Source organism: Nonomuraea sp. NPDC049758 (assembly GCF_040674635.1).
Classification (GTDB): Bacteria; Actinomycetota; Actinomycetes; order Streptosporangiales; family Streptosporangiaceae; genus Nonomuraea.
The window spans coordinates 46,366-59,549 of the sequence record NZ_JBFAMZ010000020.1 but is presented as its reverse complement, the minus strand read 5'-3'; the positions used below and the strand labels follow the sequence as shown (position 1 = coordinate 59,549).

Below are 13,184 nucleotides of genomic sequence, written 5' to 3'. Positions count from 1 at the left end.
CACAGAAGGGACATCATGCCCCCGGCCCAGGCTCATCCGCTCGAACAGGTCCTCTTCGAGGTCAAACGCACCATCGTCGGCCAGGACGTCCTGCTCGAACGCATGGCCGTCGCGCTGATCGCCGACGGTCACCTGCTGGTGGAAGGCGTGCCGGGCCTGGCCAAGACGCTGGCCGTCCGGTCGCTGGCCGCGGCGATCACCGGCGGGTTCCAGCGCGTGCAGTTCACCCCCGACCTGGTCCCCGCCGACCTCGTCGGCACGCGGGTCTACCACCAGCACTCCGGCGAGTTCCGGACGGAGCTCGGCCCGGTGTTCACGAACCTGCTGCTCGCCGACGAGATCAACCGCGCCCCCGCCAAGGTGCAGAGCGCCCTGCTGGAGGTGATGCAGGAGCACCAGGTGACGATCGGCCGCGAGACGTTCCAGGTGCCGGAGCCGTTCCTGGTGATGGCGACGGAGAACCCGATCGAGTCGGAGGGCACGTACCCGCTGCCCGAGGCGCAGGTGGACCGGTTCATGATGAAGGTGGTCGTCGGCTATCCCGCCCAGAACGAGGAGCAGGCGATCGTCGAACGCGCGCTGCGTCCGCCGGACCCGCCGCAGCCGACGGTCACGACCGCCGAGCTGATGGAGATGCGGGCCCGCGCCCGGCAGGTGTACGTCGATCCGTCGATCGTCGACTACGCCGTACGCGTGGTCGCCGTGACGCGTTCGCCGGGCACGGCCGGGCTGGGGGAGCTGGAGCGGTACGTCACGTACGGGGCCAGCCCGCGCGCGTCCATCGCGCTCGTCACGGGCGCCCGCGCGCTGGCGTTCCTGCGCGGCCGCGACTACGTCCTGCCGGACGACCTGTCCGAACTCGCGCTCGACGTGCTGCGCCACCGTCTCGTCCTGTCCTACGAGGCTCTGGCGGACGACGTCGACGCCGACACGATCATCAGCAGGGTGCTCGGGGCCGTCCGGACGCCCGACGTCGTCCTGCGGAACCGCTGAGCCGTCATGGCCACCGTCCCCGAGAAACTCCTGCTCCGCCTGGAGTGGAAGGTCGTCCGCAGGCTGGACGGCCGCCTCCAGGGCGCCCACCGCACCGCGCACCGCGGCTCCGGCGTCGACTTCACCGGCCTGCGCCGCTACGCCGACGGCGACGACGCCCGGCACATCGACTGGAACGTCACCGCCCGCCTGGACGAGCCCCATCTGCGCGTGTTCACCGAGGACCGCGAGCTGACGGTGTGGCTGGTGCTCGACCGGTCGGCCTCGATGACGGCCGGGCGGCCGGGCCGCGGCAAGCACGACGTCCTGGCCGAGCTGGCGCTCGTCCTCGCCCGGCTGTTCGGAAGGGGCGGCGACCGGGTCGGGGCGCTGCTGTTCGACACCGGGATGGCGCGGGTCGTGCCGCCGGGCACGTCCCGGCGGCACGCGCTGCGGATCGGCGCCGAGCTGGAACGCACCGCAGGCCCGCGCGCCGGCGCCACCACCGACCTGGCCCTCATGCTCGACGCGGCCGGACGGCTGGCGCGCCGCCGCGCGCTCGTCGTCGTCCTGTCGGACTTCATCGGCGAGGGCGACTGGGAACGCTCGCTCCAGCGCCTGGCCCGGCGGCACGAGGTCGTCGCCCTGCGCATCGTGGACGCGGCCGACGACGCGCTGCCCGAGGCCGGGCTGATCGTGGTCGAGGACGCCGAGACCGGCGAGCAGCTCGTCGTCGACTCCGCCGACCCGCTGCTGCGGGTGCGCTTCCGCGAGGCCGTGGCCGCCCGCGACGCCCGGCTCGCGGCGGGCATGCGCCGGGCGGGGGTCCCGGTCCACCGCGTCGCCACCGACCACGACCTGACCGACACGCTCGTCGAGCTCGCCGCCCGCACGGGGGAGCGGTGGCCATGACACTGTCGTCCCCGCTGTTGCTGACCGCAGGGCTGCTCGTCACGGCGGCGCTGGCCTGGGCGGCCGTCGTCTCGGCCCGCCGCCGGAGGTCGGCGCTGGCCGCGGCCGGGGTCGCCGGGCCGGGCGGGCGCGGCGCGTACCTCGGGACCGGCCTGACGATCGCCGGGGTCGGCGTGCTCGCGGTCGCCGCCGCGGGACCGGCGGCGATGGTGCCGGTGCCGCGCACCGCGGGCACCGTCATCCTCGCCGTCGACGTCTCCAACAGCATGGGCGCCGGGGACGTCGCGCCGACCAGGCTGGCCGCCGCGCAGCGGGCGGCCCGCGCGTTCGTGGCGGCGCAGCCCGACAGCGTGGACGTCGGGGTCGTCGCGTTCGAGCGCGGCGCGCTCACCACCGCGCGGCCCGACGCGGACCATTCCGTCGCGCTCAGGGCCATCGACCGGCTGAGGATCACCGGCGGCACCTCGCTCGGGGCGGCCATCACGGCCTCGCTGACGGCCATCACCGGCCGGCACGTGGTCATCGGCCGCGACGGGACGCCGCCCGACCTCGGCTACTGGCCGTCGGCCACGATCGTGATGTTCTCCGACGGCCAGAACCAGGGCGGCGACGTCGAACGGGCCGCCGCCGTGGCCCAGAAGGCGGGCGTGCGCGTCCACACCGTGGGGGTCGGCACCGCGGCCGGGGCGGCGGTCCAGGTCGACGGCTACCACCTGCAGACCTCGCTCGACGAGGACACCCTCACCACGATCGCGCGGACCACCGGCGGCGCCTACCACCCGGCCGCCGACGCCGCCCGGCTCGACGGCGTCGCCGACACGATCGACCTGCGGCTCACCGTCTCCGACGAGCCGCTGCCGCTCGCCGGCGGGCTGATCGGGCTCGCCCTCGCGCTGCTCGCCGCGGGCGCGGCGGTCACCGTGTTCCGGTCCGGGCGGGTGATCTGAATGTCGTTGTCCTGGCCATGGGCGCTGCTGTCGGCGCTGGTCATCCCGTTGATCTTCGCGATCCGCTGGTGGGCGGGCCGCCGGCGGCGGCGGGCCGTCGTGCGCGTCACGTCGATCGCGCTCGTACGGGCCGCGCTTCCCGGGCGTACGCGCTGGACGCGGCGCATCCCCGTGGCGCTCTTCGTCGCCGGGCTGGCGCTGCTCGCGGTGGGGGCGGCGCGGCCGCAGGCGTCGGTGCCGGTGCCGATGCGGTCGGCGACGATCCTGCTCGCGCTCGACACCTCCGGCTCCATGTGCTCCACCGACGTCGATCCCAACCGCCTCACCGCCGCCAGGAAGGCCGCCGCCGGTTTCATCGAGTCGCAGCGCGGCGGGCCGCGCATCGGCCTGGTCACCTTCGCCGGCACCGCGGGCCTGCTCGTCCCGCCCACCGACGACACCGACGCCCTGATCGAGGCCCTGGACGGGCTCACCGTCGCCCGCGGCACCGCGATCGGCCAGGCCATGCTCACCTCGATCGACGCGATCGCCGAGGTGGACCCCTCGGTCGCCGCCACCGCCGCCACGCCGCCCGCCGGGGCCTCCGGGTACGCCGGCGCCGCGATCGTCGTGCTCACCGACGGCGCCAACACCCAGGGCGTCGACCCGCAGCGGGCCGCCCAGGAGGCGGCGTCGCGCCGCGTACGCGTGTTCACCATCGGCTTCGGCACCACGAAGGTGGTCCCGATGGTGTGCGACAACTCGCAGTTCGACGGCCGCGGCTTCGGCGACTGGGGCGGCGGGTTCGGTGGGGGCTTCGACCGGGGCCGCAACCCCCGGGTCATCGACGAGCCGGCACTCCGGCAGATCGCCCGTACGACCGGCGGCTCCTACCACCGGGCCGAGAACGCCGACCAGCTCGCGACCGCCCTCGACGCCCTTCCCGGCACCTTCACGGTCGTCCGCGAACGGGTGGACACGGCCGCCGCCTTCGCCGGGGCCGGCGCCCTGCTCGTGGTCGCGGCGCTGTCGCTCTCCCTCTGGTGGAACCGCCCGCGCCGCGCCTGACCTGCGGCGGGCGGCCTAGTCGAGAGCCGTCGCCGACCGTTCGGCGAGCCGTTCGTGGCGTTGCCGGGCGGCCTGCGCGGTGCCCAGACCGAGCCCGAAGGCGATCTCCTGCCAGGTCATGCCGCGCCCGCGGGCCATCGCCAGCAGCCCGGCCTCCAGCGCGTCCAGCTCTCCGCGAACCAGCGGGACGAGGCTCAACGCCGCGGTGATGTCGGCCTGGTCAACGTCCGGCTCGCCGTCGTCGAGCTGCGCGGCCCCGCTGAGCAGGAACGACACCAGCCTGACGGCCTCGTGCGGCCCGATGACCGATGGGTGGGCCTGCCTGAGCCGCTGCTCGTCGGTGGCCGCGTGCCGCTCGGCGATCCGGAACAGGGACGCGTGCACCCGCCGGGCGCGCGCCTGCTCGGGGTCCGGCGGGGAGAAGGGGTGCTCGATCGACATGGAGGCAACGATGTCGCGGGAACCGATTGATGTCAACAGCTTGTTTTGAACGAACTGTTCAACACGTGCAGTGTCGTTTGAAGGTTTTAGGAGGAACTGTGTCGGTATTTCAGCGGCAAGGATTACACCGAAAGTTCAACGCTAGCGTTGAAGGCATGGATATCAAGGACATCGCCTGGCCGGTCGACGGCGCGGGTGTCTCGGCGTTCCTGCGGACGCTCCCCGCCAGACCGCTGCTGCTCGGCCTCGGTGAGGCCCGGCACTTCGTGGAGGAACTGGGCGAGCTGCGCAACGAGATCTTCCGGCACCTCGTCGAGAACGAGGGCTACCGGTCGTTCGCCGTCGAGAGCGACTGCCTCAAGGGCCTCCTGGTGGACGACTACGTCACGACCGGCGCCGGCACCCTCGACGACGTCATGGACCGCGGCTTCAGCCACGGTTTCGGCGCCCTGCCGGCCAACCGCGAGCTCGTCCGCTGGATGCGCGCCCACAACGAGGAGCACGACGAGAAGCTGCGCTTCTTCGGGGTGGACGGCCCGCTGGAGTACTGGGCGGCGAGCCCGCGCGAGGCGCTCACCGGCCTCTACGACCTGCTCGACGGCCCGCTCCCCGCAGCGGTGGTGACCAGGGAGACCCTCGACGCGCTGCTGGGCCAGGACGACCGCTGGTCCGACGAGGCCACGGCCATGGACCCGGCGAAGTCGATCGGCCAGTCCGCCGACGCCCAGCGGCTGCGGGTGATCGCCGACGACCTGGCGGCGCTGCTCGACACGCAGTCGCCGCAACTCGGCGCGCGGGACAGGGAACGCGCGCACCTGTACGCGCGCACCGCCACCGGCCTGCTGCGCTACCACCACTGGATGGCCGACGCCTCCCCGGCACGCTGGACCCGGCTGTCGGCCCTGCGGGACGCGATGATGGCGGCCAACCTGCGTGCCGTCGCCGAGCACGGCCCGGCCCTGGTCTTCTCCTCCAACCTGCACCTCCAGCGCCACAAGACGTTCATGCCGTTCGGCGACCAGCGGCTGGAGTGGTGGAGCGCCGGGGCGATCGCCGCCGCCCACCTGGGCGACCGGTACGCCTACCTGGCCTCCGCCTTCGGCACGACCGGTGACGACACCCCGTCGCCGGACACCGTCGAGGGCGTGTTGTCCGCGCTGCCGTGGGACCACTCGGTGATCGACGCCCGCCGCCTGGCCGGGATCGTCACCGACCCGGCGCGGCGCGTGTCGCAGGATTTCGCCTACTTCCCGCTGGACCCGTCCCACCTCGGCACGATCGACGGCGTCGTCTTCCTCAAGCAGGTCGGCGCCTGGGGGTGACCGTCCGGGGGCGGGCAGCACGATGGCCCCTCCCCGCGGGGAGGGGCCATCAGGTTGGCGCGGATGGGAAGAGGGGCGACCTACTCGGAGGTCTCCCAGGGCATCGGCATGTCGCCCATCTCCCGGTAGGAACGTTCCATGTACGGGTCGTCCATCATGTCCTCAGGCTGAGGCTCGTAGGACTCGTCCATGGACTGGCCCATGTCCCGCTCGTTCTTGTCCGCGTGCTCCGGGACGCATCCCGATTCGGCGGTCCTGCCGTCGTACGGCATCTTGCCCGGCGGGCACTGGTGGTCGTAGCCGTGGTCGTACCTGTGGTCGTACCCGTGGTCGTGACCGTGGTGACGGCCGTGGCCGTGGTGGTGGTGCGGCTTCTTGCCGGGCCGGCAGTGGCGGTCCTTCTTGCCCGGCCGGCAGGGCGGCCGCGGGTGCTGCGACTTCTGCACGACGCGGATGGTCGCCGTCGCCGGAGCGGAGGTCAGGCCGTCCGCCCTCGCCACGGCGGTGTTGGTGACGGTGAAGCGGCAGCCCTTGCGGCAGTCCTTCCTGCCGCCGGGACGGCTCGGCACGACGAAGACGCCCGTGCACGTGGTGGTCTCGCCGGGCTCCAGAGTGGTGGTCCGGCAGACGATGTTCGTCACCCGGTTGTCGTCGATCCGGAGGTTCTCCACCGTCTCGCCGGAGTTGTTCCTGACCTCGTAGCGGTAGGTGACCCGCTCGCCCGGCCGGTACGTGCGGGTGTCGTCCACGGTCTTCTCCAGCAGGAGCGTCCCGCGCTCGCCCATGACGTCGATGGTGGCCTCCGACGGCGGCGAGCTCACCTCCGTGTCGTCGATCAGGCCCACCGCGGTGGCGGTGTTGGTGACCGAGCCGTGGGCGGCGTCCTCGTCGGTGACCGTGTAGGTGCCCGTGCAGATCGTGGACTCGCCGGGCTCCAGGGTGGTGGTCTCGCAGACGATGTCCGACACCCGGTTGTCGTCGATCCGCAGGTCGGTCACGATCTCGTCGAACGTGTTCCGCACGACGTAGCGGTAGGTGACCCGGTCGCCGGGGCGGTACGTGCGGGAGTCGTCGACGCGCTTGTCCAGCTCCAGCATCCCGCGCTCGTCCGTGACGCCGATGGTGACCTCGGACGGCGGCGAGCTGACCTCGTTGCCGTCGGCCCGGCCCATCGCGGTGGCGACGTTGGTCACCGAGCCGCGCTCGGCGTCCTCCTCCGTGACCGTGTACGAGCCGCGGCAGATGACCCGCTCGCCCACGTTCAAGGTGGTCTGCGGGCAGGTGACCTCTTCGACGACGTCGTCGTCCACCATCAGGTCGGCGATGTTCATGTTGCCGGTGTTGGTGACCACGTACTCGTAGGGCACCTCAGTGCCCACCGGCACCGGGTCGGGCAGGTCGGCGTCCTCGGCGACGCGCTTCCTGAGCGACAGCTCGGGCCGCTCGGCCACCGGACGGACGACCACGTTCCGGATCAGGTGCACATCGGTGAACAGACCGGTGGACGCACCGAAACCGAACTTGTAGGTCTCCGGGACCGGCTGCGGTGCGGGCAGGGACAGCACCTCCTGCATCCCGTTGCCGTCGTTGAAGTCGATCGAGACGGTGACCTCGGGGTTCGGCGCCGGAGTGATCCGGACGTTGACCGTGCGCTTCGACTCCTCCAGCACGGCCTGCGCCGCCCGCGGGTCGTTGGGCACGGTCCGCGTGGGCCCCTGCAGGTTGCCCGGCAGCGTCGAGGGCCACGGCCCGGTCATGCTGAAGTTGCTGGTGGTGGCGGTCAGGAAGCAGTAGCCCGCGGTGCCGTTGCCGGGCCCGCGCACCGTCACCATGTTCGGCCCGGGAGCCGGGACGCGGAACCCGGTGCCGGCCGGTGACCGCTCGGCGCAGGTGCGGCCCCGCTGCTCCCAGTCCCCGAAGTAGTTGCCGAGGACGTCCAGGCCGACACCGATGTAGCCCTGGTTGACCCCCGGCTCGAACGGGTTCGCCGGGTCGTCGTCGGGCAGCTTCTGGGCGTAGCCGAGGCTGCCGCCGAACGCGCCTGGACGGTCCAGCGAGGCTTCCCCGTTGATCAGGAAGAAGGAGATGCCGTCCGCGGGCACCGCCGTGGTGTTGCCGTACTGCCACTGCTCGAACGTCACGTCCAGGCCCTCTTCGGCCGGGATCGGCTCGTTGTAGAGGGCGGCCGCCGTCTGGTCCAGATCGGCGCTGGTGAGCTGGAGGTAGCCGTACGGGGCTGCTCCGGTCGGCGGGACAGGGCCCGTCGCGTTGGCGGGGCAGCCCCCGAGCGGATGGTCGCCGGGCCCGGCGGGCGGAGCAGCCGGGGCGCCGGTCAGACAGGCCGATCCCACGCCGATGAACTGCGGGATCGCGGTGGCCCCGGTGAAGTCCTCCTCGACCAGCGGAACCGGCTGCGCGGCTGCTGGACGGGCGGGTTGAAGCGCGACAGACACCGCGCTCAGAAGGAGCATGGTGGAAATGGCCGCACGTTTAGGGCCAGATGAGCTGTTTCCCGGCCCCGCAGGGCCAGATCGTATCTTCACGAATACTGAAGGTAACCATGCGCACTTGTGAACAGCTCGATCGACATAGCAAATGATCAACCAGGAATGACTACAGGGTTTCCGGGTTGCGGTATCAGCGCGTTCGGCGCCAGACACTGCGCGAACTGTGCGAACGCCTGGACATGGCCCGCCAGTCGGCGACCCAGCATCTGAACGTGCTTGAGCAGGCCGCCCTCGTCACCGTCGTCCGGCGCGGACGGGAACGGCTCCACTACCTCAACCCGGCGCCCATCCACGAGATCCAGGAGCGCTGGATCTCGGAGTTCGACCACTGACGGCGCGCTACTGGGGACACGCCAACGTCTCGGACTGGCGGCCGGGATCACCCTGGGAGCACCGGCGCGCCGACGGGTCGGACGTCGTCGACGTCATCGGCGAGGTGATCGAGGCCGAGCCCCCGGCCCGCCTGGTCGTCACCTTCGACGACGCCGCCGGCGCCGAACCGGCGCGGCAGGCGTCGGTCGTCACCTTCCTCATCGAGCCGCACCAGGACATCGTCCGGCTCACCGTGACCCACGAGGACCTGCCCAACCAGGAGATGCACGACGGGATCGCGCAGGGTTGGCCGGGCGTGCCGGCCAACCTCAAGTCGCTGCTGGAGACCGGCGAGGTCCTCCCGCAGGCGCCGTGGGAGATGCACCCGGGCACACGCCTGACGCCCACGGCTCCTGGCCCTGCTCTGAGGCCGGCGCCGCTCCCGGCACGGGGACGCGCGGTTCAGAGACGCAGGCTCGACGTCCAGCGGGCGAGCTGGGCGTCGATCTCCGCCCTGGTCCGGGGGTGACCGGGGGCGTCGGGACGGCGCTGCCAGGGGTGCGGCCCGGCCGCCGGCCGGTACTCCACGCCCAGCGCGTCAAGACGTCTCTCGTGCACGGCGAGCCGCGCCAGGAAGTCCGCGAAGTCGCGCTCGCCGCTCCACATCGCCTCGGCGAAGGCGGCCAGCCGCGGGAAGGCCATGTAGTCGAGCAGCCGGGGGGAGTCGATGTGCTCGGTCCACAGAGCGGCCTGCGCGCCGAGGATCCGGCCGCGCTCCTCTTCGCCGAGGCCGGCGGGGACGGGGTCGAAGGCGTGGACCGCCCGCAGGGACGTCACGCTGCCGATCGGCACCGGCTCCTGGTCGCCGTCGGCCTGGCGGAAGTCCAGGTACGTCTCGCTGAACGGCGAGACGACCACGTCGTGACCGGCCCGCACGGCCAGCACCGCGCACTTGTCGCCGCGCCAGGCCGCGACGGTGACGCCGGGCGGCAGGCCGCCCTCCAGGAGCTCGTCCCAGCCGAGCGGTCTGCGCCCGCGGGACAGCAGGTAGTCGGTGAAGTGGCGCATGAGCCAGGTCTGCAGCTCGTCGGCGTCGTGCAGGCCGAGCTCCCGGATGCGCTCCTTGGCCGGGACGCTCTCGTTCCACTGGGTCTTCGGCACCTCGTCGCCGCCGACGCAGACGTACCGGCCGGGGAAGAGCTCCAGGACCTCGTCCAGGACGTCGGTGAAGAAGGCGATCGTGCCGTCGGCGACGTTGAGCACGTTCTCGCCGACCCCCCACTCGGTGCGGACGGGCAGGCGGTCGTCGAGGTTGCCGAGCTCCGGATAGGCGGCGATGGCGGCCTGCGTGTGGCCGGGCAGGTCGATCTCCGGCACGACCGTGACGAACCGGTCGGCGGCGTAGGAGACGATCTCGCGGATGTCGTCCTGGCTGTAGAAGCCGCCGTGCGGGCGGCCGTCGAAGCGCTGGTGCCGCGCGGCGCCCACCGGTGACTCGTGCCGCCAGGCGCCGACCTCCGTGAGCCTGGGGTACTTCCTGATCTCCAGCCGCCAGCCCTGGTCGTCGGTCAGGTGCAGGTGCAGGACGTTGAGCTTGTGCGCGGCCAGCAGGTCGATGTACCGCAGCAGGTCGTTCTTCGGCAGGAAGTGCCTGGCCACGTCGATGAGGCAGCCGCGCCAGCCGTATTGCGGAGCGTCGGCGATCTCGACCGCGGGGATGCTCCACGCCCTGTCCCCGGTGCGTCCGGCCCGGAAGGCGGCGGGGTCGAGCAGCTGGCGCAGCGTCTGCGCCCCGTAGAAGGCGCCGGCCGGGCCCGTCGCCTCGATCAGCACCGACTCGGTCGTGGCGGTGAGCCGGTACTCCTCGGGCCCGAGGCCCGCGACGAGCCGGATCTCCACCCCGCCGGGCCCCTCGGGGAGCGGCAGGCCGGTGGCCGGCGTGAGAGCCCCGCGCAGCCATTCCGCGGCCCTGGCCAGCGCCGGGTCGGCGGACAGCGGGGTCGTGGCGGTGAAGGTGAACCGGCCCTCGCCGGGCGTGCGGCGGGCGGGCGCCGGGATCGTCGCGTTCACAGGGCCTGCACGGTGCGGGTCTCGCGGGCGCGCTCGGCGGCCCAGACGACCAGGTGCCCGGCCAGGGCCTCGGCCGGGCCGGCGCCCAGCGGCGCCTGGTCCCCGGCGGCGACGGCGTCGATGAACGCCTTGGTGAGGCCCCCGTCGCCGCCGCCGTGGCCGTCGGCGAGCGACGCGCCCGCCGTCGTCTGGGTGTCGATCCGCTCCTCGGCGCCGGTCACGAAGTCGACGACCCTGATCTCGCGCCCGTCGCCCTCGGCGTACCCCCGGGTGCCGAAGATCCGGGTCCTGCGGTGCTCCAGCGGCGTGAACGCCGTCATGGTGAACGACACGGTCGCGCCCTTCGCGAACTCCAGCGTGACGACCTGCTGGTCCACCACGTCGTTGTCGCAGTCGTAGACGCAGCGGCCGTACGGGCCGGTCTCCAGCGCGCGCGTGACGCCCGCCACGGTGGCGTCGGACGTGACGGCGCCGAGCGGCCAGAACTCCCGGCGCGGGTCGCCGAGGCAGCTCAGGTAGAGACGCTTGGCGGAGTAGGCGCAGTCCGGCTCGACGGCGCAGCTGACGCAACGCGTGCTCGCGCCCTCGGGCCGGTTCTCCGGCCGGAAGTGGGTCAGCGAGCCGAAGGACGACACCGCGACCGGCTGCTCGCCGAGAATGTGGAGCAACCAGTCGATGTCATGACAGGACTTGGTCAGCAGCATCGGCCCCGATTCGGCCGCGTTCCGCCAGGCGCCCCGCACGAAGGAGTGGGCCATGTGCCACCAGCCCACCGGCTCCAGGTGCTGCACGCTGGAGATCGTGCCCAGCCTGCCGCTGTCCAGCAGCTCCTTGAACGCCCTGGTGTAGGCCGTGTAGCGGAGCACGTGACAGACCGCGAACAGCACGCCGTTGCGCTCGACCGCCTCGACGATCCGGCGGGCCTCCGGCTCCGTCGGGGCCATCGGCTTCTCCAGCAAGATGGCGTAACCGAGGTCGGCGAAGGCCACCGCCGGCTCGACGTGCAAGCGGTCCTGGGTCGCGATGACCACGGCGTCCGCGAGCTTCGGCACGGCGGCCAGTTCGTCCCAGCCGGTGAAGCAGGCGCTGTCCGGCAGGTCGTGGTCGGCGGCCACCTTGGCCCGCCGGGCCGGGTCCGGGTCGGCCACTGCCACGATGCGGGCCCGGCCGTCCGCGGCGGCGGCCCTGGCGTAGATCTGGCCGCGCGATCCGGCCCCGACGATGGCTATGGTCACTGTCATTTCGCAAACTCCTTTATGAAGGTCTCCATAGATAGTCACGAGAATGACCTTGCCGTCAAGCCTCTTCTCGCCGGGCACATGCAGCTAGAAGTGGGGATGGGTCAAAGGGATATAGTTCAGAGACCAGTGATAGTGAGGAGTGTGACCGTGCAGGTCAGTGGTGGCGACCTTCAGCGGCTACGCCAGCTGAACTCCCTGAGCAGCATCCGTGCCCTGCGGGAGGCGCGCGAGCCACTGACGCTCACCGAGCTGTCCGCCCGCACCGGGTTGTCGCGGGCCTCCGTCGTGGACGTCGTCACCGATCTGGAGCAGCGCGGCTGGATCGCCGAGGTGCCGCCCGCGCCGGGCGCCATGGGCAGGCCCGCCAAGCGCTACCGGTTCCGCACCGACGCGGGGCACGTGCTCGGCATCGACGTGGGCGTGCACAAGGTGCTGGCCGTGATCACCGACCTGGCCGGCCGGATCGTGGCCAGCGGGCGGGTCGCCGTCGACCGGCACACCGCCCAGCGGGAGCGGCTGGAGGCGGTGTGGCGGGCCGTCGACGCCGCGCTCGTCGCCGCCGGGCTGAGCGCGTCCGACATGTGGGGCGTCACCGCGGGCAGCACCGGCGTCGTCAATCGCGACGGGCTCGTCACCATGGTCACCGACCTGCCCGACTGGCCCGGCGTCGACCTCGTCGGTCACCTCGGGCAGCGGCTGGCCTGCCCGATCACCATCGAGAACGACAGCAAGCTGGCCGCGCTCGCCGAGCAGCGGCTCGGGGTGGCCGCGGGCGTCCAGCACCTCGTCTACCTGCACGTCGGTCGCCGGCCCGGCGCCGCGCTGATCATCGACGGGCGCCTGTACCACGGGTTCAGCGGGGCCACCGGCGAGGTCGGGCTCATGGAGATCACGGGCTGGAGCACCATGGCCGGGCGGCTGGAGAGCGACCCGGCGGCCAAGGGCGCCTCGCCCGAGGAGGCCGCCCGGCACGTCTTCGGCGCGGCCCGGGCCGGCGACCTGGAGGCCCAGGCCGCGGTCGACGCGTACGCCCGCCATCTCGCGCTCGGCACCGCCGCGATGGTGCTGACGCTCGACCCCGAACTGGTCGTGCTCGGCGGCGGGTTCTCCCGCTCGGCCGACGTCCTGCTGCCTGCGCTGCGCCGGGCGCTCGAACCTCACTGTGTACGCGTTCCCGACATCCGGCCCTCGACGTTCGGCGAGGAGTGCGTCGCCCTGGGCGGGGCCTGTCTGGCACTGGACCACGTGGACGATCGGTTCTTCTCCCCGGAGGGTTCCATCTCCAGCCCCGCCGCTCCGCAGCGACCTTCCTGACCCTGGCCGAGGAGCTGCACTTCGGCTGTACCTGGTTCTTCGCCGGCCGGGTCGCCGACATGGACGCGGCGGAGCTGACGGCGACCGCCTCGGCGGTGC

12 protein-coding genes are annotated in these 13,184 nt (G+C 72.5%); 8 read left to right on the top strand and 4 right to left on the bottom strand.

What is annotated here, in order from left to right; translation table 11 throughout:
- Nucleotides 1-15 precede the first annotated feature (15 nt).
- The 4 genes from AB0J46_RS39530 to AB0J46_RS39515 are packed head-to-tail and all read left to right on the top strand — an operon-like array spanning nucleotide 16 to nucleotide 3,878.
- On the top strand, nucleotides 16-993 hold the full coding sequence (locus tag AB0J46_RS39530; RefSeq protein ID WP_357976415.1) for a MoxR family ATPase: 978 nt from the start codon (nucleotides 16-18) through the stop codon (nucleotides 991-993).
- Between the two features lie 6 nt (nucleotides 994-999).
- Nucleotides 1,000-1,884 (top strand): DUF58 domain-containing protein, encoded by an 885-nt coding sequence (locus AB0J46_RS39525; protein ID WP_364339773.1) that lies wholly within the window; start codon nucleotides 1,000-1,002, stop codon nucleotides 1,882-1,884.
- Nucleotides 1,881-2,831, top strand: coding sequence for a VWA domain-containing protein (locus AB0J46_RS39520; RefSeq protein ID WP_364339771.1), 951 nt, complete (start codon nucleotides 1,881-1,883; stop codon nucleotides 2,829-2,831). Before AB0J46_RS39525 ends, AB0J46_RS39520 begins: the two co-directional genes overlap by 4 nt.
- Nucleotides 2,832-3,878, top strand: coding sequence for a VWA domain-containing protein (locus AB0J46_RS39515; protein ID WP_364339769.1), 1,047 nt, complete (start codon nucleotides 2,832-2,834; stop codon nucleotides 3,876-3,878).
- A 15-nt stretch (nucleotides 3,879-3,893) separates the two neighbouring features.
- On the opposite strand, the gene AB0J46_RS39510 is transcribed toward AB0J46_RS39515, so the two are convergent.
- On the bottom strand, nucleotides 3,894-4,319 hold the full coding sequence (locus tag AB0J46_RS39510) for a DNA-binding protein (protein ID WP_364339767.1): 426 nt from the start codon (nucleotides 4,317-4,319) through the stop codon (nucleotides 3,894-3,896).
- Nucleotides 4,320-4,474: 155 nt separating this feature from the next.
- On the opposite strand from AB0J46_RS39510, the gene AB0J46_RS39505 reads away from it, so the two are divergent.
- Nucleotides 4,475-5,641 (top strand): erythromycin esterase family protein, encoded by a 1,167-nt coding sequence (locus AB0J46_RS39505; RefSeq protein WP_364339766.1) that lies wholly within the window; start codon nucleotides 4,475-4,477, stop codon nucleotides 5,639-5,641.
- Nucleotides 5,642-5,721: 80 nt separating this feature from the next.
- Here AB0J46_RS39505 and AB0J46_RS39500 read toward each other — a convergent pair whose 3' ends face one another.
- Complete coding sequence (locus AB0J46_RS39500; protein ID WP_364339764.1) at nucleotides 5,722-8,094, bottom strand: hypothetical protein; 2,373 nt, start codon at nucleotides 8,092-8,094, stop codon at nucleotides 5,722-5,724.
- 176 nt (nucleotides 8,095-8,270) lie between these two features.
- On the opposite strand from AB0J46_RS39500, the gene AB0J46_RS39495 reads away from it, so the two are divergent.
- Nucleotides 8,271-8,480: a helix-turn-helix domain-containing protein gene (locus tag AB0J46_RS39495; protein WP_364339762.1), complete on the top strand. Its 210-nt coding sequence runs from the start codon at nucleotides 8,271-8,273 to the stop codon at nucleotides 8,478-8,480.
- Nucleotides 8,456-8,989, top strand: coding sequence for an SRPBCC domain-containing protein (locus tag AB0J46_RS39490; protein ID WP_364339974.1), 534 nt, complete (start codon nucleotides 8,456-8,458; stop codon nucleotides 8,987-8,989). Before AB0J46_RS39495 ends, AB0J46_RS39490 begins: the two co-directional genes overlap by 25 nt.
- On the opposite strand, the gene AB0J46_RS39485 is transcribed toward AB0J46_RS39490, so the two are convergent.
- A complete protein-coding gene (locus AB0J46_RS39485; protein WP_364339761.1) occupies nucleotides 8,923-10,530 on the bottom strand; it encodes a beta-N-acetylhexosaminidase in 1,608 nt (535 codons plus the stop codon). The genes AB0J46_RS39490 and AB0J46_RS39485 overlap by 67 nt on opposite strands.
- Nucleotides 10,527-11,771 (bottom strand): Gfo/Idh/MocA family oxidoreductase, encoded by a 1,245-nt coding sequence (locus AB0J46_RS39480; protein WP_364339759.1) that lies wholly within the window; start codon nucleotides 11,769-11,771, stop codon nucleotides 10,527-10,529. The genes AB0J46_RS39485 and AB0J46_RS39480 overlap by 4 nt, the downstream gene beginning before the upstream one ends.
- Nucleotides 11,772-11,912: 141 nt before the next feature.
- On the opposite strand from AB0J46_RS39480, the gene AB0J46_RS39475 reads away from it, so the two are divergent.
- Nucleotides 11,913-13,085, top strand: a complete 1,173-nt coding sequence (locus tag AB0J46_RS39475) for an ROK family transcriptional regulator (protein ID WP_364339757.1) — start codon at nucleotides 11,913-11,915, stop codon at nucleotides 13,083-13,085.
- Nucleotides 13,086-13,184: the final 99 nt, after the last annotated feature.

What these genes read in the sequence shown, in the direction of transcription:
- AB0J46_RS39520 (WP_364339771.1), top strand. Translation starts at nt 1,881, where the DNA reads ATGACACTGTCGTCCCCGCTGTTGCTGACCGCAGGGCTGCTCGTCACG.
- AB0J46_RS39525 (WP_364339773.1), top strand. Translation starts at nt 1,000, where the DNA reads ATGGCCACCGTCCCCGAGAAACTCCTGCTCCGCCTGGAGTGGAAGGTC.
- AB0J46_RS39480 (WP_364339759.1), bottom strand. Translation starts at nt 11,771, where the DNA reads ATGACAGTGACCATAGCCATCGTCGGGGCCGGATCGCGCGGCCAGATC.
- AB0J46_RS39515 (WP_364339769.1), top strand. Translation starts at nt 2,832, where the DNA reads ATGTCGTTGTCCTGGCCATGGGCGCTGCTGTCGGCGCTGGTCATCCCG.
- AB0J46_RS39505 (WP_364339766.1), top strand. Translation starts at nt 4,475, where the DNA reads ATGGATATCAAGGACATCGCCTGGCCGGTCGACGGCGCGGGTGTCTCG.
- AB0J46_RS39510 (WP_364339767.1), bottom strand. Translation starts at nt 4,319, where the DNA reads ATGTCGATCGAGCACCCCTTCTCCCCGCCGGACCCCGAGCAGGCGCGC.
- AB0J46_RS39530 (WP_357976415.1), top strand. Translation starts at nt 16, where the DNA reads ATGCCCCCGGCCCAGGCTCATCCGCTCGAACAGGTCCTCTTCGAGGTC.